The sequence below is a fragment of the Rhodococcus sp. 05-339-2 genome (assembly GCF_002258965.1).
Lineage (GTDB): Bacteria > Actinomycetota > Actinomycetes > Mycobacteriales > Mycobacteriaceae > Rhodococcoides.
On sequence record NZ_NOYW01000020.1, the window covers coordinates 221,037 to 241,249 of the forward strand.

A 20,213-nucleotide genomic window follows, 5' to 3' on the forward strand; every position below is an offset into this window, starting at 1 on the left:
TTAGCCTGTCGTCCTGCGGCCTCGGGGGGAGGCCGCCGCGATGGGGTTCTGGGGGCGTGGCCGTGGGGGCGGATCGATGAGTACCGTGCGCTTCGTTCGCGGTGCCAGACGGGAAGTGCCTCGATCTCCCGGCGGTGAAGTCACCCTGCAGTCGCCACCCGAGATCCCGCGCGCGGTGCCGGGCAATCTGCTGATGAAGCTGATGCCGCTGGTGATGGTGGCCGCGATGGTGGGGATGGTCGCGCTGATGTTCACCTCCGGGGCAGCGGCGAACCCGATGATGTTGATGTTCCCGGCCATGATGTTGATGTCCATGGTGGGGATGTTGGCAGGCGGCGGGAAGTCGGGCGGAGCGCGTACGGCCGAGGCGAACGAGGACCGCAAGGACTACCTCCGCTATCTGGATCAGCTCCGCCGCGACGTCGCCGAGACCGAGCGCGCACAACGCCGAGCCCTCGAATGGAGTCACCCGGCACCCGAGACGTTGTGGTCGATCGCCGGAACCGAGCGCATGTGGGAACGGCGACTGTCGGATCCGGATTTCGCGCACGTACGAGTCGGCTGTGGGGATCAGCGGCTCGCCACTCGACTGGTTCCGCCGGAGACCGGGCCGGTGGAAGAACTCGAACCCGTCTCGGCAGTGTCTCTGCGCCGCTTCGTGCGAGCTCATTCAGTGGTGGCCGCGCTGCCGACCGCGGTGTCACTGAGAGGATTCGCGGCGCTGTCCGTATCGGGAGATCGCGACGAGGCCCGGGCGATGGTGCGCGCGATGTTGGCCTCGCTGTGCAGCTTTCACGGACCCGACCACGTCGCTGTCGCGATCGTCTGCGGGCCGGACACCGTGCAGCAATGGGAGTGGGCCAAGTGGCTCCCGCACACTCAGCACGACGCTCTGCGCGACGGCGCCGGGTCCGCTCGGATGATCTTCGGCAGCTTCCTCGAACTCGAGGGAGCACTCGGCGACGTGCTGTCCATGCGAAATCGGTTTGCGCGCGGAGCTGTTCCCGTCGCAGGCGTCGTGCAGTTGGTGATCGTGGTGGACGGCGGGCTTCTGGACAACCGATCGACCGATCTCACCGACACAGGCCTCGATTCCGTCACGATCATCGATCTGTCCGGCCTGTGTCCCGGACTCGCCGCATCGCGTGGCCTTCGGCTGTTCGCCGAGAACGGATCCATCGGAGCGGTCACCGGAACCACGGTCGAGGTGTTCGCCGTCGCGGATTCGATGAGCACCACCCAGGCGCACACCGTGGCTCGACGCCTGTCGCCGTATCGTGCGCCGTCGTCCTCGTCCGTCGTCGATGTCGTCGACGACGGCGGAGTCCCGATCTCGGGATGGAACAGCCTGGTCGGTATCGCCGATGTCGGTGCACTCGACACGGACCGAGCGTGGACGACGCGGCGCGGACGCGAGAGGCTGCGGGTACCGATCGGTGTCGCCCCCGACGGCAGCGCCGTCGAGATCGATCTGAAGGAATCCGCCGAGAACGGTATGGGACCTCACGGATTGTGCATCGGGGCAACGGGTTCGGGAAAATCGGAGTTCCTCCGCACGCTCGTGCTGGGCTTGGTGTCGACTCACTCGCCGGACCAGCTGAACCTCGTGCTCGTCGATTTCAAGGGCGGTGCGACGTTCGCAGGCCTGGAGTCGGCACCGCACGTGGCCGCGGTCATCACCAACCTGTCCGAGGACCTGGCGTTGGTGGATCGAATGCGCGATGCGCTGGCCGGTGAGATGAACCGTCGGCAGGAATCGCTGCGTTCGGCCGGCAACTTCGCGAACGTCTCCGACTACGAGAGGGCACGAGCCGCGGGAGCGGATCTGGCACCGATGCCCGCCTTGTTCGTGGTGGTCGACGAATTCTCGGAATTGCTCAGCCAGCAACCGGAATTCGCCGAGTTGTTCGTCGCGATCGGTCGGCTCGGACGTTCTCTGCACATGCATCTGCTGCTCGCCAGTCAGCGCCTCGAAGAAGGAAAGTTACGCGGTCTCGACAGTCACCTGTCCTACCGAATAGGCCTGAAGACGTTCTCCGCGAACGAGTCTCGATCGGTGCTCGGAGTTCCCGACGCCTATCATCTGCCTGCACAACCGGGTGCGGGCTACCTCAAGTGCGATTCGGCCGAGATCGTCAGGTTTGCCGCGGCGTACGTCTCCGGCCCGTACTCGCCGCCGCGTTCCGGTCCTGGCGTTCGGCCCTCGCTCGGAGGCGACATCGGGCCGAAGCCCTTCACCGCCTACGCGGTACCGCTCGACTCGGTCGATCTCGGCCGCATCGAGGCTGCCACTGCGCCCGAGGCAGAACCGGATCCGGTCGACTCCCGGAGCACCGGCCCGACTGTGCTGGATGTGGTCGTCGGACGAATTCGGGGTCGCGGAACGCCGGCCCACGAGGTGTGGTTGCCGCCGCTGGACACCGCACCGACGTTGAACCGGTTGCTGCCCGACTCGGTTCTGACCGAGCACATCGGTCCGCTCGCCGCCCTGCGTGCCCCGATCGGCATCATCGACCGGCCTTTCGATCAGCGCCGTGATCTGCTGACCGTCGATCTGTCCGGTGCTGCGGGCCATGTCGCCATCGTCGGTGCCCCGCAATCGGGTAAGTCGACGGCGCTTCGGTCGTTGATCCTGGCGCTCGCGATGACGCATTCGCCGGCGCAGGTGCAGTTCTACTGCCTGGATTTCGGCGGCGGAACGCTGGCTGGGCTGGCCGATCTGCCGCACGTCGGATCGGTGGCCAACCGGCTCGATGTCGACCGGGTTCGGCGGACCGTGGCCGAGGTCGCCGGCGTCGTTCGGCAGCGAGAGAAGACCTTCCGTGATCGCGGGATCGACTCGATGGCGGAGTTCCGACGGCGTCGTGCAGCGCACCCCGTCGACCCCGAGGATCGGTTCGGTGACGTCTTTCTCGTCATCGACGGCTGGCCGTCCATCAGGTCCGATTTCGAGAGTCTCGAACAGCAGATCGCCACCTTGACGACGCAGGGCCTCGCCTTCGGTCTGCATCTGATCCTCACCGCCTCTCGGTGGGCCGAAGTTCGGCCCGCGACCAAGGACCTGATCGGTACTCGACTGGAACTGCGGCTGGGAGATCCGTCGGATTCGGACATGGGCCGAGCCAAGGCCGCGAGCGTTCCCGAGGGGCGTCCGGGCCGGGGTATGACCAGGGACGGACTGCATCTGCTGATCGCACTTCCACGAGTGGACGACGTCTGTTCCGTCGACGACCTCTCTCGCGCGGTCGGTGAGTCGGTCGCCGCGATCACGGCTGCATCTGCGGGAACCCCGGCACCGCCGGTGCGCATGCTGCCCGAGCTGCTCGAACGATCCGCGATCGTCGATCGGCTCGGTGATACGTGGCCACGAATCCGCGGCGGTATCCCCGAGCTCGGAGTTCCCATCGGCATCGACGAAGCCGAGTTGGCACCGGTCGTGGTCGATTTCGCGGAGAATCCACACTTCGTCGTGTTCGGTGACAGCGAGTGCGGCAAGACTTCTCTGCTGCGCGGAATCTGTCGATCGCTCGTCGAGGCCAACTCGTCCGACACCGTCAAACTCGTCGTCGCGGACTACCGCCGAACTCTCCTCGGCGCAGTCGATTCCGAGCATCTGGCCGGGTACGCGGCCTCCCAGGCGACGCTGACGGCCATGCTCGTCGACCTCGCGGGCCGCATGGCCGGCCGCATGCCGGGGGCGGACGTGACCCAGCAGCAGCTTCGCGAGCGGTCGTGGTGGAACGGCCCCGAGGTGTTCGTCGTCGTCGACGATTACGATCTGGTCGCCACGTCGTCGGGAAATCCGTTGGCCCCGTTGGTGGAACACCTTCCCCATGCACGAGACATCGGGCTGCATCTCATCGTGGCGCGTCGTTCCGGCGGGGCAGGCCGGGCGCTGTTCGACCCGGTGATCGGACGGTTGCGCGATCTGGTCACGCCAGGACTGGTCATGAGCGGAAGCCGCGACGAAGGGAATCTGCTCGGGACGGTACGTCCCAGTGCCATGCCGCCCGGACGTGGGGTGTTCGTCGACCGCTCGGGCCAGGCACTCGTTCAGCTCGGACATTCGAGTTGACGAGCCCCTCGTGGCTTTATGCCGCAGTGCATCTGGGCTACACGCAGATCTCCGTCGTCGCCACGGCCGGAGCCTTCGAGGGTCCGAGAGAGAGCGTCGGATCGGCGTTCGCCACGGCCGAGGGTGGTCGTCTGGTGTTCGGCCGGGGCACGGAGGGAGACGAGATTTCGCCCCTGCTCTGTATCGACGATGCGTCGGTCCCGGTGGGGAGCTCGGTGTGGGACCGGGAGGCGGTACTGCACGGAATCGTGTGGTCGGCCCTGAACGGTGCCGGGGTGCACGACCGACTCGACGTGCTCGAGATCGCGTATCCATCGACCTGGGGCGAGCAACGGACGAGCATCCTTCGTGCACTGTTTGCGACCTCGGCGAACGAGGTGGTGCTCGTGGAGACGGCCGAGGCGGCCCTGTCGTGGTCGGGTGAACGCGCTCCGTCCGCCGCGGTCGTCGTCGAAGTCGGGCCTCTCGACACGTCCGTCGTCGTTCTCGACGAATCGGGGGCGCACGGCGGAGACACCGGCGCGATCCTGCCCTTCGGTACGGGTGACGACGACGGTTGGCGACGAGCGGTCGGGGAGTACGTCCGGTCGTCGGTCACGAACTGCCCCGACGAGGTGTACGTGGTGGCGGCGCCCCGCGTCGGAGAGGATCCCGTCGCCGATCACCCCACTCGATGGTTGACCGGACTCGATGTCGCCCGGTCGCTGTATCGGCGAGCCGGGGCGGATCTCGTCCCCGCGCCATCGGTCCGTGCTGCGACGACGCGATCGGCGGCATGGCTCGACGACGTGGCCGCCCCGCCGCGGCCGCGGGAGAAGCGGCGTCCCCAGCTGCTCGCGGCCGTGAGTGCGGCAGCAGCGGTCATCGTATTCGTCTGCGCAGCTGTGTATTTCACCGGACGTCCTCCCGTTGCTTCCGATAGCGTTGCAGCGCAACCGTTGTCGCCTACCGAGGCCCCGAGGGCTGTGTCGTCCCTCGTCGAACCGTTACCGACCACGACGACCGACCCGCCGACGCCGGTCGAGACGGTGACGTTCGTGTCCGGGCGGGTGTCGATGCGGTTGCCGGACACCTGGACGAAGGTGGACGAAGCGGACCGCATGGTGCTGATTCCGCCGACCCCACCCGAGCGTCGGATCGTCGTCACCGTGGCAGAGCTGTCACCGGGTTCGACGCAGCAGCAGGTTGCCGACGAGCTTCGGTCGGCCATCGATGCCCGTGGGCCGGATTCCACCATCGGATCGCTCGAATCCACCCGCGATTTCGGCGGTCGCGTCGGGATCGCCTACACAGAGAGACCGATCGACGACTCGACGGTGCTCTGGCGCGTGTTCGTCCAGTCCGACCTTCAGGTCAGCATCGGCTGCCAGTTCGAGGGAGACGACGCGACGGTGATCGACGCCGAATGCGGTCAGGCAACGCAGACTTTGGACATCGTTGCGCCGTCGTGAGAGCGGCCCACAGTTTTTCGTGCACGGCCGGAACCGAATCGAGGGGTCGTTGCGTCCAAGGAGATGTAGGGGAGTGAGCGGGCCGACAGTGGCCTCTCGGTCGATCGGCACGTGCGCCGCGGGTGCATGTGAATCGAGTATCGGAGACAAGGAGTCGAAGTGGGATATCCAGGGGGACCGGAAGTTACGGGTTCGTCGAACGGCGTCACGGTCACACCGCAGGAGCTCGTGGCCGCCGGTGCCACGATCGAAGGCCTGAGTGTGTCGATCAACGCGTCCAATTCGGCCGTTCGGTCGATCGTCGAGCAGACCGCCGAGGCGTGGGTCGGCAAGGCAGGCAAGTCTTTTCAGGACGTCATGGCTCAGTGGGACACCAGTGCGCAGAAGATGCGGAGCGCGCTGGAGCAGATCTCCGCGGACATCAAGACGAACGGCCACGGCTACTCGGACGCCGACGACGACAACGTGTCGGCCGTGAACCAGGTGGCCGGATCGCTGAATTCGGGACTGTCCTCGTTCACGTGAACGTGCATCCGGTGACCACACGACAATCCACACGACCACGCTCGACCAAGGAGACCGATCCGACATGAAATACGACTTCGCGCAGATCGCGGCGCTGACCGAGGCGATGAACAAGCAGGCGAACGTGACCAAGGACCTTCTCGGGGACGTGGACAGCACCGCGAAGCGGCTCTACCAGTCGTGGGAGGGCGACGCGATGACGTCCTACTACGAGCTGCAGCGTCAGTGGAGCTCTGCATCCGACGAGCTCAACCTCATTCTGTCGAGCCTCGTCGCGGCCGCCCGCACCGGTGGCGAGACGATGCACGGCGTCGAGATGGCCAACAAGGCGCGGATGGCTCGCTGACCCGTCGTCACGAAGAGCGGAAGCCCCGACCGACACCTCGGTCGGGGCTTTCGTCTTCCTCGAGCTCGGTTCTCGTGAGCCGGACAAACTGGTCACGACGGCGGTCCGGGTGTCTACTGGTTCGGTGACGGACGTCGGAGCAGTACTGGGGGCCGAGCGGTCTCGTGCCGACCGTCGACTGGCGTCGCTTCGGGCCGAACTGGCGTCGGTGATCGAAGGATCGCGGCTGACCACCGACGACGACGAGCACGATCCCGAGGGGTCGACGATCGCGTTCGAGCGAGCGAAGATCGCCGCGCTGATCACCGACACCGAGTCGGAGATCCGCGAGATCGACGCGGCGGTCTCGCGGCTCACGGCCGGGACCTACGGTTCCTGCGAACGGTGCGGAAGCGAGATCCCGGCGATCAGGCTCGAGGCTCTTCCCGCTGCCCGTCGATGCATGCAGTGTGTGCGCCTGCGCTGACGAGGTCGACGAGTCGAGGCGTCGACGAGCGGAGGTGTTTTGACCTGGGCGTCCGCTCCCGGTATCGTTCCCCGTTGGCGTGTATGGGCTCGCCGCGTACTTGTGTGCGTATCGAGCTCTTGTCCTCGGGTCTCAACTGGCCGCCGAGGGCATCCACTCGTCTTGGCCAGCAGCGACATCATGAAGACAGGAATTTTCTGTGTCTACTTACGCCCCGAAGGCCGGGGACACCACCCGGACGTGGCATGTGATCGACGCCACGGACGTCGTGCTCGGACGCCTCGCCGTCCAGGCCGCGACTCTGCTCCGCGGTAAGCACAAGCCCACCTACGCACCCAACGTCGACGGTGGCGACTTCGTCGTCATCATCAACGCCGAGAAGGTTGCCATCAGCGGCAACAAGCTCGACGGCAAGTTCCACCACCACCACTCCGGCCATCCGGGCGGTCTGAAGTCGCGCTCGACCCGTCAGGTCCTCGAGAGCAACCCCGATCGTCTCGTGGAGAAGGCCGTCGTCGGCATGATCCCCAAGAACAAGCTCGGTAATGCCATCGCGAGCAAGCTGAAGGTCTACGCGGGACCGAACCACCCGCATGCCGCTCAGCAGCCCGTTCCGTTCGAGATCAAGCAGGTGTCCCAGTGACGGCGCCGGAGGGAAATGACGTGACGTCGCAGGAGAACATCGAAGAGATCGCCGCCGACGAGTTCGTGGCAGTCGAAGATCCCGAGGTCGTCTCGGACATCGAAGCCGCAGCCGCTCCGGCCCCGATCGTGTTCGATCGCCCGATCCAGACCGTCGGTCGCCGTAAGGAAGCCGTCGCTCGCGTTCGGCTGTCCTCGGGCACCGGCGGATTCAAGCTCAACGGCCGCACCCTCGAGGATTACTTCCCCAACAAGGTGCACCAGCAGCTGATCAAGGCTCCGCTCGTTCTGGTGGACCGCGCAGAGTCCTTCGACATCGTCGCGCTGCTGCACGGCGGCGGACCGTCGGGACAGGCAGGCGCCCTGCGTCTGGCCATCTCGCGCGCACTGATCGAGCTCGCACCCGACGATCGCCCGCCGCTCAAGGCCGCGGGCTACCTCACGCGTGACGCGCGTGCAGTCGAGCGCAAGAAGTACGGCCTGAAGAAGGCCCGTAAGGCGTCGCAGTACTCCAAGCGCTGACGCGTCTTACCCGTTTCATCCTCGAGGGCAGGCATCCAGCAGTATCGGACGCCTGCCCTCGAGGCATTTTCCACCACATTCTCTCCGCTCGAAGGGGTCTTGGTTCATGGCGCGATTGTTCGGCACCGACGGAGTTCGGGGACTTGCGGGCGGGGTTCTGACCGCTGAGCTGGCGTTGAGGATCGCGCGAGCCGCAGCCGCCGTGTTGGCACCGAACGTCGACGGCGTCAGGGCCGTCGCAGTGGTCGGTCGTGATCCGCGGGTGAGTGGGGCGATGCTGAGCGCAGCCGTGTCCGCCGGACTCACCGCATCGGGTGTCGACGTGATCGACGTCGGCGTACTGCCCACACCCGCAGTCGCCTACCTCACCGCCGAATACGACGCGGCGCTCGGCGTGATGATCTCGGCGTCCCACAATGCGATGCCCGACAACGGAATCAAGATCTTCGCTGCCGGTGGACACAAGCTGGACGACGACGTCGAAGACCGGATAGAAGCTGCCCTCGATCCCGAGGGGCGCTCCCGGAACGACGAACAGCCCTACGACGCCACCGGTGCCGCGATCGGCCGTATCGAACTCGCGCACGACGCCGCGGCGCGCTACACCGACCATCTGGCCGGATCGGTATCGCATCGACTCGACGGTGTGACCGTCGTGGTCGATTGCTCGCACGGTGCCGCCTCGGTCGTCGGGCCCGAGATCTACCGGCGGGCCGGTGCGACGGTCGTGGCGATCAATGCAGAACCCGACGGTCTGAACATCAACGACGGGTGCGGATCGACGCACCTGGAGGGCTTGCAGAAGGCCGTCGTCGAGCACGGAGCCGACCTCGGGATCGCGCACGACGGCGACGCGGACCGATGCCTCGCCGTCGATGCGTCGGGTTCCGTGGTGGACGGCGACGCGATCATGACGGTACTGGCCATCGCGATGCACGACGCGGGCTACTTGACCGACGACACGTTGGTCGCGACGGTGATGAGCAACCTCGGTCTGCACATTGCGATGCGCGAGGCCGGAATCACGTTGCGCACCACCGCGGTCGGAGATCGGTACGTGCTCGAGGAGTTGCGCCGCGGCGGCTTCGCGCTCGGTGGCGAGCAGAGTGGACACGTGGTGCTGCCCGCGGTCGGAACGACCGGAGACGGGATCGCCACGGCGCTGCGACTGATGGAGCGGATGGCGGAGACCGGGCGTTCGCTCGCGGATCTGGCGTCGGCCATGCGGACCCTGCCGCAGGTGCTGATCAACGTGCGCGTGTCCGACAAAGCAGCGGTGGCGTCGGCACCGTCGGTGTCGGACGCGGTGGCGTCGGCCGAACGGGAACTCGGGGAATCGGGTCGAGTTCTGTTGCGTCCCAGCGGTACCGAGCAGTTGGTGCGTGTGATGGTCGAAGCGTCCGAACTCGACGTCGCGACCCGGCTCGCCGAAGAGCTGGCGGGCCGGGTCGCGTCGGTCTGACGTCTCAGGCGGTGAGTTCGCGCAGTGCGGTCAGCTGCGCGACGCGTCCTGCAGTGTTCTCGGCGAGCGGCGCGACGTTGAGAGTGGTCACACCGGCCTCGGCGAAAGCTGCCACTCGCTCCTTGACGAAGCTTTCCGGGCCGATGAGGTTGACCGCGCGAGCGAGCTCGTCGGGCACGGCCGCGGCGGCCTCCTCCTTCTTGCCTGCCAGGTACAGGTCCTGGATCTTCTCGGCCTCGGCCTCGTACCCGTATCGCTGGGCCAAGGAGTTGTAGAAGTTCTTGCCCTTGGCTCCCATGCCGCCGATGTACAGCGCCAGGTGTGGCTTGACCCAGGGGAGGTACTTCTCCGCATCCTCGCCGATGGCGAGGGTGGGACTTGCGAAGACCTGCAGTTCGCCGAGTGACGGGTCACGCTTGGCCTTGCCTGCGGCGAGCGACTCGCCCCACACGTCGGCGGCCTTCTCCGGGAAGTAGAAGATGGGCTGCCAACCTTCGGCGATCTCGGCGGTGAGCTCGACATTCTTGGGTCCGAGTGCGGCGATGACGACCGGAATGCGATCGCGCACAGGGTGATTGATCAGCTTCAGGGGCTTGCCCAAGCCGGTTCCCCGGTCGGCGGGCAATGGAATCTGGTAGTACTTGCCCTGGTGCTGCACCTTCTCGCGGCGCCAGACCTGGCGGCAGATCTCGATGACCTCGCGGGTTCTGGCGATGGGTGCGTCGTACTTGACGCCGTGGAAGCCCTCGACGACCTGCGGTCCCGACGCGCCCAGTCCGAGTACGAACCGGCCGTCGGAGACATAGTCGAGACCGGCGGCGGTCATGGCGGTCAGTGACGGAGTCCTGGTGTAGATCTGGAAGATGCCGGAGGCGATCTTGATCGTGCTCGTCTTGGCCGCGAGGAACCCGAGTTGGCTGACGGCGTCGAACGAGTAGGCCTCGGGCACGAAAATGATGTCGAGACCCGCCTTCTCGAGCTCGGCCACCTCGGCGACGGTCTCGTTGAAACCACCGCTGTAGTTCAGCATCGTTCCGATGTGCATGGGACTCCTCGTTCGGTGAGCGGCTGGTGCAGCCACTTCAGGTACCTGTTACTGACATTTCACATCGGGACGTTACCGCTCTCTGCGGAACCGATGTGAGTCGGCGCACGTCATAGTGAGATAGGGGCACTGCGAGGGGGGACGGGAACGTATGAGCGATGGGGTTCGGGTGGACGTGGACCGAGTTCGCGGCGTGGCGGATGCATTGGCGTTGTCGGCGGAGGCGCTCGGCGACGCCGCCGATACCGTGGCGGACGCAGGCTTCGGTACCGCGGGGGCAGGACGGAACTACGGTGACCTGGGTGCTGCCTATTCCCAGGCGCACCTCGGGCTCGGGCGTGCCGTCAGGGCTTGGAGGTCCTCGGTCGAGGACATTTCCGAAGCCCTCACCACCGCGATGAACGAGTACGAGCAACAGGACGACACCGCCTCGTACGCGATCGAGTCACACCGGTGACACTTCCGTCGGCTTCGTCCGGTGACGGGGCGTCGATCGACGACATTCTCGATGCCAACGCACAAGGACTGCTGTACTTCGAGCGCTTCCTGCCGCTGGCGAGCCGCGTTCCGGGCGTCGACATCCCGCGATATCAGGACGTGTGCGCCAGGTACGACGAGCAGCGCGGACTGAACTTGGGCGCGCTCGGAGCCGATGCCGACGCCGTCGGGACGGTGTCCGCCGTACTCACCGATCAACTCGAGGAGCAGGTGCAACTTCGCCGGGTCCTTCAGTTGCGCTGGCACGGTGATGCGGGGGAGGCGGTTCGGACCTACCTCTCGGCCGAACAGGAGAAGGCTTCCCAGTTCCTGGCGTCGATCGAGGACTCTCATCAAACGATGTGTGCGGCCGTCGACGTTCTCCGTGACGCCGTGACCGACAAGGCCGAGCTCGTCGGCGGCATCGACATCGAGCTGGTGGACGGCAAAGATGTCGACCAGGTCGACGCGATCGTCGTTGCGTCGGGAATCGAGTGCCTCCCGGTAGATCGAGAGGCGGTGTTCCCGCGATTGGCGTCTGCGTTCGAGGATCTGAAGGACAGGGCGCTCGGCGGTGATGTCTCCGACGAGTTCGCCGCCGAGGTGACCGAACGCTGCAGGCGATGGATCGACACCGAGTTCGTACCGCGGGTGCAGGGTACGTGCGAGGCAGTCCTCGCAGCATGTACTGCCACGGACATCGCCGTCGAAAGATGTCTGGCATTGGTGGTGGACGTTCTGGGAAGTGTTCACGAGCCATCGTTCGGCGAACTCGACGAGAGCAGTTGGGCGATGGAACCCGGGGCGTCGGCGCTGTGGCCGGGGCCCGACGGCTCGTCCGCCGACCTGGGTCCGGCCGAGATCGGTTCTGCACCGGCCGTTTCCGGAGCCGAACCTGCAGCCGTCGGTTCGGCCGCGGTCGGACCTGCGTCGGTCGGACCTGCGTCGGTCGGACCGGCGGCGTCACAGCCGGGCGGCCACGGACCGGCCGGCGCAGACACCGTGTTTTCGGCCGGATATCCGACCGCTGACAACCCCGCCGGTGACGAGGTGGGGGATTCTCTGGACGGGCTCGTGGATCGAGTCGTCGCCGGCATCGTCGACCGGATCGACGATGCACTGACCGAGACGATCGACGGTCGAGATCTCGACGGTTCCGGCGACACCGCAGTCGACAGCCGGGCCGGTGAGAACGACACGAAGGACGCTGCTCCGGACGGGACTGGCGACCGGCGACCCGAGCCGGCTCCGCTGCCGCCGCCCGGGCAGGCGTCGCCCACGCCCGGCGACGAGCGTGGTCATCTCGAGGCCGAGCTCGATGGGCATCGGGCCCGCATCGCGCTCGAACACGACGGTGTGGTGTCCCTCGAACTCGAGACTCCCGGACTCGGAACACGCTCGTTCGAGATCAGAATAGGACCGTTCGGCCTACCCGAGATCGTCGAGATTCCCGGAGTCGCCGACGCGGTGGACGTACCGGCTCCGGCTTCGGCGTTGCCGTCCGAACCCGTGCTCTCGTCCGAACCCGTGCTCCCGTCCGAACCGGTGCCTGCGACCGAGCCGGTCCCTGCGGCGGAATCGGTGCTCCCATCCGAGCCGGTGCCTGCGACCGAGCCGGTGCCCACCCCCGAGCCGGTCCCTGCGACCGAGCCGGTGCTTCCGTCCGAAGCCGATTCGGATGTGCAGGCGCAGTGCTCGCCCGAGTCGCCCGACCCCGAGCAGCCTGCCGAACAACACCCGGTGGCTGCCGACAGACCGGTGGCCGATGCACAGCCCGCCGCCCCGAGCACGGGTGCGGGCCTGAGCGAAGCAGGGGCGCTGTGAGCACCGACACTGGGTGGCGACGGAAGTTGCATCGAATACGCGACGAGCACCGGGCCGCGATGTCGCGGGCGGCCGAGGCGTTGAGCCGGGCGCAGGCTCCTTCAGTCGACCGAGACGGCCGACGTTCGGCCGAGGTGAGCCGAGCCGACTCCGACATCGAGCCGAGGTCGGGCTCGGTGCTGCAACCGGCTCACCTGGATCGGCGAGAACCCCCACCGCGTGTCGAGACCGACCCCGACGACGGGCCGCGATCGTGGCTGGTGTGACACCGTTCGGTGACGATGGGGACTAACCCCGTCCGAGCAACGCCTTGATCGAAGCCGTGGCCTTGGGCTTGGGCTGCTCGTCCAGTGGGGCATGCGGATCGACCGCTCGGGTGCCGTCGATGTCTCCTGCGGTTCCGGCCAGTTCTTCGTAGTCGGAGTCACCGGTCAGATGGAACAGCAGGAAGGCGGTCAGGACGGCGCGGGTGCGTTGCTGAGTCTTGCGGTCGGGCTTGTTGATGCCGAGTGCGCCGAGGATCCGGCGGCCTTCGACGAATCCGTCCGCCGTCGAGCCGTCGACTCGCCGCAGAATGGACGGTCCGTTCCAGGCCTGGGCGAGCGCGAGTGAGTTGTCGGTGAGCGAGTCGGCGTTCGAATTGTCTCCGACGACGAGTCCCGGCACGGTGAGGCCCGCGGCGGCGTCCTCGGACGAGGGTGCCGTCGGAGCGGGGAACAGCGCGGCGACGGCCTTGATGTCGGATCGCCGGGAGGCGGCGAGAACTGCGGTGCCTGCCCCCATCGCGTGACCGGCCGTGGCGAGTTTGTCCGGATGCACGCTGATGTTGCCCGGGCCCAATCGGACGCCCGTCATGATGTCGAGCACAGTGCCCAGATCGGTGGCGAGACCGCGATGGGACGGTACGAGGCCGCGCTCGGTATCCGGTGCCGCAACCACGATGCCCCAGGACGCGAGATGCTTCAGGGTGTCGGTGTAGTGCTGGGGGCGCAGCATCCAGCCGTGTGCGAAGGCCACGCCGGGCAGGCCGAAGCCCTCGGCGGGGGTATAGACGACACCGGGTTGCCCGGCGAGGGCCAGGTCGCCTCGGAGCACCTTGTGCGGGCCGCGCTTGGAGAGAGCAGATGCCAGCTTCTTCGGTTTCGCCACGAGAGATGACGCTACCGAACCGCGGCGCGTCAGGTGACGGGGACACGTCCACCCGAGCGAATGGGTCGTGCGCGCCCCGCCGAGTACCCTGATTGTCCATGTGCGGAATCGTGGGTTACGTCGGCCACCGCCCAGCTCTGGGTGTGGTGGTCGAGGCGCTTCGGCGTATGGAATATCGGGGTTACGACTCTGCGGGCATAGCAATTCTCGACGGCGCGGGAGCGACGGCAGTCGAGCGCAAGGCCGGTCGCCTGGCCAATCTCGAAGCGGAACTGGACGACATCGGCACCGACACGTTCGTCGGTACCACCGGAATGGGACACACCCGTTGGGCGACGCACGGCCGTCCCACCGACCGCAACGCGCACCCGCATCGGGACGCGTCCGGCACCGTCGCGGTGGTGCACAACGGCATCATCGAGAACTTCGGTCCGCTGCGTGCGGAACTGGAAGCAGTCGGAATCGAGTTCCTGTCCGACACCGACACCGAGGTGGCCGTCCATCTCGTCTCGCGGGCATACGCCGACGGCCCGACGGCCGGCGATTTCGTGGCCAGCGCGAAAGCAGTTCTGCGTCGCCTCGAGGGTGCGTTCACCCTGGTGTTCACCCATTCCGATCACGCGGACACGATCGTCGCGGCTCGTCGCTCGACGCCCCTGGTACTCGGTGTCGGCGAGGGTGAGATGTTCCTCGGGTCCGACGTCGCTGCGTTCATCGAGCACACCCGCGACGCCGTCGAACTCGGTCAGGATCAGGTCGTCGTCATCACCGCCGACGGCTACGACATCAGCGATTTCGAGGGCAACGAGGCGCAGGGACGTCCGTTCCGAATCGACTGGGACCTGGCAGCCGCCGAGAAGGGCGGCCACGACTACTTCATGCTCAAGGAGATCCAGGAGCAGCCCGCTGCTGTGGCGGATACGTTGCTCGGTCACTTCGACAACGGTCGAATCGTGCTCGACGAGCAGCGACTGTCCGACCAGGAGCTGCGCGACGTCGACAAGGTGTTCGTCGTGGCCTGCGGTAGCGCGTACCACTCCGGCCTGCTGGCCAAGTACGCGATCGAGCACTGGACCCGGCTGCCGGTCGAGGTGGAACTGGCCAGCGAATTCCGGTACCGCGACCCGGTTCTCGACCGTTCGACCCTCGTCGTGGCCATCTCGCAGTCCGGTGAGACTGCGGACACACTCGAAGCCGTTCGGCACGCCAAGGACCAGAAGGCGCGGGTTCTCGCGGTGTGCAACACCAACGGCTCGCAGATTCCACGTGAGGCCGACGCCGTGCTCTACACGCGGGCCGGTCCGGAGATCGGCGTCGCGTCGACCAAGGCCTTCCTGGCCCAGGTGACCGCGAACTATCTCGTCGGACTGGCGTTGGCGCAGGCTCGCGGCACCAAGTACCCCGACGAGGTCGCGCGCGAATTCGCCGAACTCGAAGCGATGCCCGAGTTGGTGCAGCGGGTGCTCGAAACGGTCGAACCGGTTCGGGCGCTCGCGCGCGAGCTCTCGACGGCCACGACCATTCTGTTCCTCGGCCGACACGTCGGATACCCCGTTGCTCTCGAGGGCGCGCTCAAGCTCAAGGAACTCGCGTACATGCACGCCGAGGGTTTCGCGGCGGGCGAGCTCAAGCACGGTCCCATCGCGCTCATCGAGGACGGTGTCCCGGTGATCGTCGTGATGCCTTCGCCCAAGGGTCGGGCGGTGTTGCACTCGAAGATGCTGAGCAACATTCGCGAGATCCAGGCGCGTGGTGCGAGAACGGTCGTCATCGCCGAAGAGGGCGACGAGGCAGTGCGGCCCTTCGCGGACAACTTGATCGAGATCCCGGCGGCCTCGACGCTGTTGCAGCCGCTGTTGTCGACGATCCCGCTTCAGGTCTTCGCCGCCGAGGTCGCCCAGGCACGCGGCTACGACGTGGACAAGCCGCGCAACCTGGCCAAGTCCGTCACCGTCGAGTAGCGATCGGCATGCGCGGCTACTACATACCCGAGCAGATTCGGAACGCGGAAGCGCCGCTGCTGGATTCCCTGCCGAACGGCGTGCTGATGCGCCGCGCCGCGTACGGATTGGCCGCGGTCGTGGCAGGCGAGCTGACCGTGCGTACGGGCGGCGTCGTGGGGCGGCGGGTGACGATTCTGGTCGGTACCGGCGACAACGGCGGCGACGGTCTGTGGGCAGGGGCGTTCCTGCGTCGGCGCGGCGTCTCGGTGTCGGCACTCCTTCTCGATCCGACGCGGGTGCACCCCGAGGGTCTCGCGGCCCTGCGATCGTCGGGCGGACGCGTGGTGAGCAGGTGCGGACCTGCCGATCTCGTGGTCGACGCCATCGTGGGCATTTCCGGCAAGGGCCCGTTGCGGCCCGATGCTGCTGCGGTGGTCGAGCAGATCACTGCTCCGATCGTGGCCGTGGACGTGCCCAGTGGAGTCGACGCGGAGACCGGTGTGGCACCGGGGCCTGCCGTGACGGCCGCTGTGACGGTGACGTTCGGTGCGCGCAAGCCTGTTCACGCGTTGGCCGTACCTCGTTGCGGCCGAATCGAACTCGTGGACATCGGCCTGAAGCTGCCGGCTCCGGCGATGACGTCCTTCGAGCCGGTCGACGTGGGACGGATATGGCCGATCCCGACAGCTACCGACGACAAGTACTCGCAGGGGGTGGTGGGTGTTCTGGCCGGCAGCGACACGTTCCCCGGTGCCGCGCTGCTCTGTGTGGGAGCGGCGGTCGCGGCGACCTCCGGAATGGTCCGCTACGTGGGTAGCGCAGGCGCAGAGGTCGTCTCGCACTACCCGGAGGTCGTGTCCGCACCGAATCTCGACGCGGCAGGGAAGGTGCAGGCGTGGGTGGTCGGTCCCGGATTCGGCACCGACGAGGAGTCGGCGGGGATCGTGCGTCGAGTTCTGGACACGGATCTGCCCGTCGTCGTCGACGCGGACGCGCTCACGGTCCTCGCCCGCAACGAGCGCTGGGTCGCCGGACGTGCGGCACCGACTCTGCTGACCCCGCATGCCGGGGAGTTCGCCCGCCTGACCGGATCCGACCCGGCACCCGACCGAGTGGGATCGGTCCGAGATCTCGCCGCGCGCTGGGGCGTCACCGTGCTCCTCAAGGGACGAGCGACGATCGTCGCCGATGCGGACGGCACCACGTTCGTCAGCGACGCCGGAGGGTCGGCGGCGTCGACCGCGGGCTCGGGCGACGTACTGTCGGGCATCCTCGGGGCCCTGCTCGCGTCGGGGATGGCACCGTCCACTGCGGCTGCCTGCGGCGCGAAGGTCCACGCACTGGCCGCGGCCCGTGCGGCTCACGGGTCGGACGGAGAGTTCGCGGCACCCATTTCTGCGAGCCCACTGTGCGAGTCCATCCGCGACGCCATCCGAACCGTGCGCTCGCTCACGGTGTGACCCCGGTCGTGCGTGGCCCACGTTCGATGTCGGATGTGTCACGGGTTGTGGCACCCTGATCCGTCGTATCCGCGGCTCGGATGGCACTATCGAATGTTGTGAGTATCGGTTGTGGCGACGAGGAGACCGATCCTCGGACGGGTTCGGGTGCCGTCGCGACCGTCGACCTCGACGCAGTTGCGCACAACGTCCGCGTGTTGCAGCAGTTCGCCGGGGACGCCGCCGTGATGGCGGTCGTCAAGGCCGACGGATACAACCACGGTGCCGTCGAGGTAGCACGCGCCGCGGTCGCCGCGGGGGCGCAGGAGCTCGGCGTCACCACCATCGGTGAGGCCCTCGAGCTCCGTGCTGCTGGTGTGACCGTCCCGGTGTTGGCGTGGCTGCACCGAACGGACTCCGATTTCGCAGCGGCGATAGCCGGGCAGGTCGGGATCGGGGTATCCACGGCTGCCCAGCTCGACGCTGTGGTCGACGCTGCACGCAGGGTCGGTTCCACCGCTGATCTCTCGCTCAAGATCGATACCGGGCTCAATCGCAACGGGGTCGCGGAACCGGATCTCGACGCCGTTCTCGACGCTACTGCGCTCGCGGTCGCGGAGGGCGCTGTGCGATTGACCGGAATGTTCTCGCATCTGGCCTGCTCCGACGAACCGACTCACCCCGCCAACGACGCCCAGGCCGAGCGGCTTCGCGACGCGGTGCGGCGCGCCACCCGGCGCGGAACCCCTCCCGCCGTCGTGCACCTGTCCAACTCGGCAGCGGCGCTGACCAGACCCGATCTCGGTTTCGACATGGTCCGCCCGGGTATTGCTCTGTACGGCCTGTCCCCGGTGCCCGAACTGGGAACGTTCGAATTGCACCCGGTCATGACTCTCACGGCGCAGGTGGCGAACATCAAGAAGGTGAGCGAAGGTGAATCTGTGTCCTACGGCTACACCTGGACCGCTCCCGCCGACACCGTGGTCGCCCTCGTCGCTCTCGGATACGCCGACGGGGTCGTCCGTCGCCTCAGCGGGCGGTTCGAGGTGACCATCGCAGGTCGTCGCTATCCCTCCGTCGGGCGCGTGTGCATGGATCAGTTCGTCGTCGACCTCGGCGGCAGTGACTCGGGTGTCGCAGTCGGCGACGAGGCGTTACTGTTCGGACCGGGGGACAGGGGAGAGGCGCACGCCCAGGATTGGGCAGACGCGCTCGAGACCATCAGCTACGAAGTCGTGACCGGCGTTCGTGGACGTGTTCGGCGACGGTTCGTCGGCGCTCGCTCAGGGGAGGCGACGATCTAGATCATGCTCGGATTGCTGGAGAGTATTGCAATTGTGGTGCGCGAGACGGCGTTCCGGTCCAACAAGGACCCGCTGGCCACCGAGAACCTCGACCTGATGGACGCAGACCGGGGCAGCATCGTCACGGCGGACGACGGTGTACCCCTCGCGGTGCGCGAGGTGGGTCCGGCGGACGCCGAGACCACCGTGATCTTCGTCCACGGTTACTGCCTGCGCATGTCGTCCTGGCATTTCCAACGGCGGGCGCTCGAACAGCAGTGGGGTTCGACAGTGCGCATGGTCTTCTACGACCAGCGCGGTCACGGGCGTTCCGGGGTACCGAGCCCGGAGAGCTGCACCATCGGCCAGCTCGGCCTCGATCTCGATGCGGTGATCCGCTCGGTGGTACCACGCGGACGCATCGTTCTGGTCGGGCACTCGATGGGCGGCATGTCGATCCTGTCCATGGCGCGGCAACGGTCGGAGGTTCTGCGGCAGCGAGTCATCGGAGCGGTCCTGATCTCGACGACTGCTGCCGGTCTCGCGCAGTCCGGGGTGGGTCGTAGTCTGCAGAACCCGGCGGTCGATGCGTTCCGCGCGGCAGTGCGGACGTCACCGGGCCTGGTGCAGTTCGGCCGCGGCGCGGTACGTGCGCTCATCTCGCCGGTCCTGCGCGCGGCGTCGTACGGTACCCGGGTCTCGCCGCGGTTGGTGGCGTTCTCGCAGTCGATGATCGACGACACCTCCGTCGTCACGATCGTCAACTTCCTCGAGACGCTCGAGTTGCACGACGAGTCCGAAGCGCTGCTGGAGTTCGAGAACATTCCGGTGTCGGTGGTGTGCGGGGACGAGGATTGGATCATTCCGTTCGCCAGCTCGGAGGCTCTCGCTCAGGCCCTGCCGCGTTCGGAGATGGTGCGGGTGCGCCAGGGTGGGCACCTGGTTCAACTCGAATTCCCCGAACAGGTCAACGGTGCGATACAGCGGCTCGTGGCACGGGCGACGGAGGCCGCGGGCAAGAAGCGACGGTGGGGCGTTGTCTGACGAGCCGCTGACCTTGCCGGTGGACGTCGAATTGGTCACTGCCGCAGACACCGCCGAGTTCGGTGCGCGGCTGGCGGACGTTCTGGTCGCAGGCGATCTGGTGATCCTCGACGGCCCGCTCGGGGCCGGAAAGACCGCCATGACCAAGGGGATCGCGGCCGGACTCGGTGTGCAGGGCCGCGTCACCTCGCCGACGTTCGTCATCGCGCGAGAGCATCGGCCCGGCCCACGGCCCCATGGGCTACCGCCGGTTGCGCTGGTCCACGTCGATGCTTATCGGCTCGGGATGACGGGGCAGTCGGCCGTCGACGAACTCGATGCACTCGACCTCGATACCGACCTCACCGACGCCGTCGTCGTGGTCGAGTGGGGCGAGGGATTGGTCGAGAAGCTGACGGACGGCCATGTGTCGGTTCGTCTGACGCGTGATCCGGACTCCGATGTTCGCCGCGCGACGGTGAGTCGGGTGCCCGGCGGGGCGGACCCGCGAGATCGATCCTGACCGGGTACCGGGTGTGCG

18 protein-coding genes are annotated in these 20,213 nt (G+C 67.0%); 16 read left to right on the forward strand and 2 right to left on the reverse strand.

All coding sequences use genetic code 11. The annotated features are described in order from the left end of the window. Positions 1 to 76 precede the first annotated feature (76 nt). From eccCa to glmM, 8 genes are all read left to right on the forward strand, one after another. Positions 77 to 4,075 (forward strand): type VII secretion protein EccCa, encoded by a 3,999-nt coding sequence (eccCa, locus tag CH273_RS23685; RefSeq protein ID WP_052050163.1) that lies wholly within the window; start codon positions 77 to 79, stop codon positions 4,073 to 4,075. Further along, positions 4,072 to 5,526, forward strand: coding sequence for a type VII secretion-associated protein (locus CH273_RS23690; RefSeq protein ID WP_082322629.1), 1,455 nt, complete (start codon positions 4,072 to 4,074; stop codon positions 5,524 to 5,526). The genes eccCa and CH273_RS23690 overlap by 4 nt, the downstream gene beginning before the upstream one ends. 159 nt (positions 5,527 to 5,685) lie before the next feature. Beyond that, a complete protein-coding gene (locus CH273_RS23695; protein ID WP_032397519.1) occupies positions 5,686 to 6,051 on the forward strand; it encodes a WXG100 family type VII secretion target in 366 nt (121 codons plus the stop codon). Between the two features lie 64 nt (positions 6,052 to 6,115). Then, a complete protein-coding gene (locus CH273_RS23700; protein ID WP_032397518.1) occupies positions 6,116 to 6,397 on the forward strand; it encodes a WXG100 family type VII secretion target in 282 nt (93 codons plus the stop codon). Positions 6,398 to 6,521: 124 nt separating this feature from the next. After that, complete coding sequence (locus CH273_RS23705; RefSeq protein WP_052050160.1) at positions 6,522 to 6,863, forward strand: TraR/DksA C4-type zinc finger protein; 342 nt, start codon at positions 6,522 to 6,524, stop codon at positions 6,861 to 6,863. A gap of 199 nt (positions 6,864 to 7,062) precedes the next feature. After that, positions 7,063 to 7,506 (forward strand): 50S ribosomal protein L13, encoded by a 444-nt coding sequence (rplM, locus tag CH273_RS23710; RefSeq protein WP_032397517.1) that lies wholly within the window; start codon positions 7,063 to 7,065, stop codon positions 7,504 to 7,506. Then, positions 7,503 to 8,027, forward strand: a complete 525-nt coding sequence (gene rpsI / locus CH273_RS23715) for a 30S ribosomal protein S9 (protein WP_032397516.1) — start codon at positions 7,503 to 7,505, stop codon at positions 8,025 to 8,027. Before rplM ends, rpsI begins: the two co-directional genes overlap by 4 nt. Positions 8,028 to 8,133: 106 nt before the next feature. Continuing rightward, positions 8,134 to 9,489 (forward strand): phosphoglucosamine mutase, encoded by a 1,356-nt coding sequence (gene glmM, locus CH273_RS23720; RefSeq protein ID WP_032397515.1) that lies wholly within the window; start codon positions 8,134 to 8,136, stop codon positions 9,487 to 9,489. A gap of 4 nt (positions 9,490 to 9,493) precedes the next feature. Here the strand turns inward: glmM and CH273_RS23725 are convergent, their stop codons facing one another. Next, the gene (locus CH273_RS23725; protein ID WP_032397514.1) at positions 9,494 to 10,534 is read right to left on the reverse strand and encodes an LLM class F420-dependent oxidoreductase; all 1,041 of its coding nucleotides are present in this window, start codon (positions 10,532 to 10,534) and stop codon (positions 9,494 to 9,496) included. A gap of 151 nt (positions 10,535 to 10,685) precedes the next feature. Between CH273_RS23725 and CH273_RS23730 the strand changes: the two genes are divergently transcribed. The 3 genes from CH273_RS23730 to CH273_RS23740 are packed head-to-tail and all read left to right on the forward strand — an operon-like array spanning position 10,686 to position 13,101. Further along, positions 10,686 to 10,991, forward strand: a complete 306-nt coding sequence (locus CH273_RS23730) for a type VII secretion target (RefSeq protein ID WP_082322628.1) — start codon at positions 10,686 to 10,688, stop codon at positions 10,989 to 10,991. Continuing rightward, positions 10,988 to 12,835, forward strand: a complete 1,848-nt coding sequence (locus CH273_RS23735) for a hypothetical protein (RefSeq protein WP_032397512.1) — start codon at positions 10,988 to 10,990, stop codon at positions 12,833 to 12,835. The genes CH273_RS23730 and CH273_RS23735 overlap by 4 nt, the downstream gene beginning before the upstream one ends. After that, on the forward strand, positions 12,832 to 13,101 hold the full coding sequence (locus tag CH273_RS23740) for a hypothetical protein (protein ID WP_143546261.1): 270 nt from the start codon (positions 12,832 to 12,834) through the stop codon (positions 13,099 to 13,101). Before CH273_RS23735 ends, CH273_RS23740 begins: the two co-directional genes overlap by 4 nt. Before the next feature lie 22 nt (positions 13,102 to 13,123). On the opposite strand, the gene CH273_RS23745 is transcribed toward CH273_RS23740, so the two are convergent. Continuing rightward, positions 13,124 to 13,984, reverse strand: a complete 861-nt coding sequence (locus CH273_RS23745; RefSeq protein WP_032397510.1) for a dienelactone hydrolase family protein — start codon at positions 13,982 to 13,984, stop codon at positions 13,124 to 13,126. A 98-nt stretch (positions 13,985 to 14,082) separates the two neighbouring features. Between CH273_RS23745 and glmS the strand changes: the two genes are divergently transcribed. From glmS to tsaE, 5 genes are all read left to right on the forward strand, one after another. Then, complete coding sequence (gene glmS, locus CH273_RS23750) at positions 14,083 to 15,945, forward strand: glutamine--fructose-6-phosphate transaminase (isomerizing) (RefSeq protein WP_032397509.1); 1,863 nt, start codon at positions 14,083 to 14,085, stop codon at positions 15,943 to 15,945. 8 nt (positions 15,946 to 15,953) lie between these two features. Continuing rightward, positions 15,954 to 17,387 carry a bifunctional ADP-dependent NAD(P)H-hydrate dehydratase/NAD(P)H-hydrate epimerase gene (locus CH273_RS23755; RefSeq protein ID WP_032397508.1) on the forward strand — a complete coding sequence of 478 codons (1,434 nt, stop codon included), beginning with the start codon at positions 15,954 to 15,956 and terminating at the stop codon, positions 17,385 to 17,387. Positions 17,388 to 17,467: 80 nt separating this feature from the next. Then, positions 17,468 to 18,670, forward strand: coding sequence for an alanine racemase (gene alr / locus CH273_RS23760; RefSeq protein ID WP_094638073.1), 1,203 nt, complete (start codon positions 17,468 to 17,470; stop codon positions 18,668 to 18,670). A gap of 3 nt (positions 18,671 to 18,673) precedes the next feature. After that, positions 18,674 to 19,693: an alpha/beta fold hydrolase gene (locus tag CH273_RS23765; protein WP_032397507.1), complete on the forward strand. Its 1,020-nt coding sequence runs from the start codon at positions 18,674 to 18,676 to the stop codon at positions 19,691 to 19,693. Further along, complete coding sequence (gene tsaE / locus CH273_RS23770) at positions 19,686 to 20,195, forward strand: tRNA (adenosine(37)-N6)-threonylcarbamoyltransferase complex ATPase subunit type 1 TsaE (RefSeq protein ID WP_032397506.1); 510 nt, start codon at positions 19,686 to 19,688, stop codon at positions 20,193 to 20,195. The genes CH273_RS23765 and tsaE overlap by 8 nt, the downstream gene beginning before the upstream one ends. Positions 20,196 to 20,213: the final 18 nt, after the last annotated feature.

What these genes read in the sequence shown, in the direction of transcription:
- eccCa (WP_052050163.1), top strand. Translation starts at nt 77, where the DNA reads ATGAGTACCGTGCGCTTCGTTCGCGGTGCCAGACGGGAAGTGCCTCGA.
- CH273_RS23700 (WP_032397518.1), top strand. Translation starts at nt 6,116, where the DNA reads ATGAAATACGACTTCGCGCAGATCGCGGCGCTGACCGAGGCGATGAAC.
- glmM (WP_032397515.1), top strand. Translation starts at nt 8,134, where the DNA reads ATGGCGCGATTGTTCGGCACCGACGGAGTTCGGGGACTTGCGGGCGGG.
- CH273_RS23725 (WP_032397514.1), bottom strand. Translation starts at nt 10,534, where the DNA reads ATGCACATCGGAACGATGCTGAACTACAGCGGTGGTTTCAACGAGACC.
- CH273_RS23730 (WP_082322628.1), top strand. Translation starts at nt 10,686, where the DNA reads ATGAGCGATGGGGTTCGGGTGGACGTGGACCGAGTTCGCGGCGTGGCG.
- glmS (WP_032397509.1), top strand. Translation starts at nt 14,083, where the DNA reads ATGTGCGGAATCGTGGGTTACGTCGGCCACCGCCCAGCTCTGGGTGTG.
- CH273_RS23755 (WP_032397508.1), top strand. Translation starts at nt 15,954, where the DNA reads ATGCGCGGCTACTACATACCCGAGCAGATTCGGAACGCGGAAGCGCCG.
- alr (WP_094638073.1), top strand. Translation starts at nt 17,468, where the DNA reads ATGGCACTATCGAATGTTGTGAGTATCGGTTGTGGCGACGAGGAGACC.
- CH273_RS23765 (WP_032397507.1), top strand. Translation starts at nt 18,674, where the DNA reads ATGCTCGGATTGCTGGAGAGTATTGCAATTGTGGTGCGCGAGACGGCG.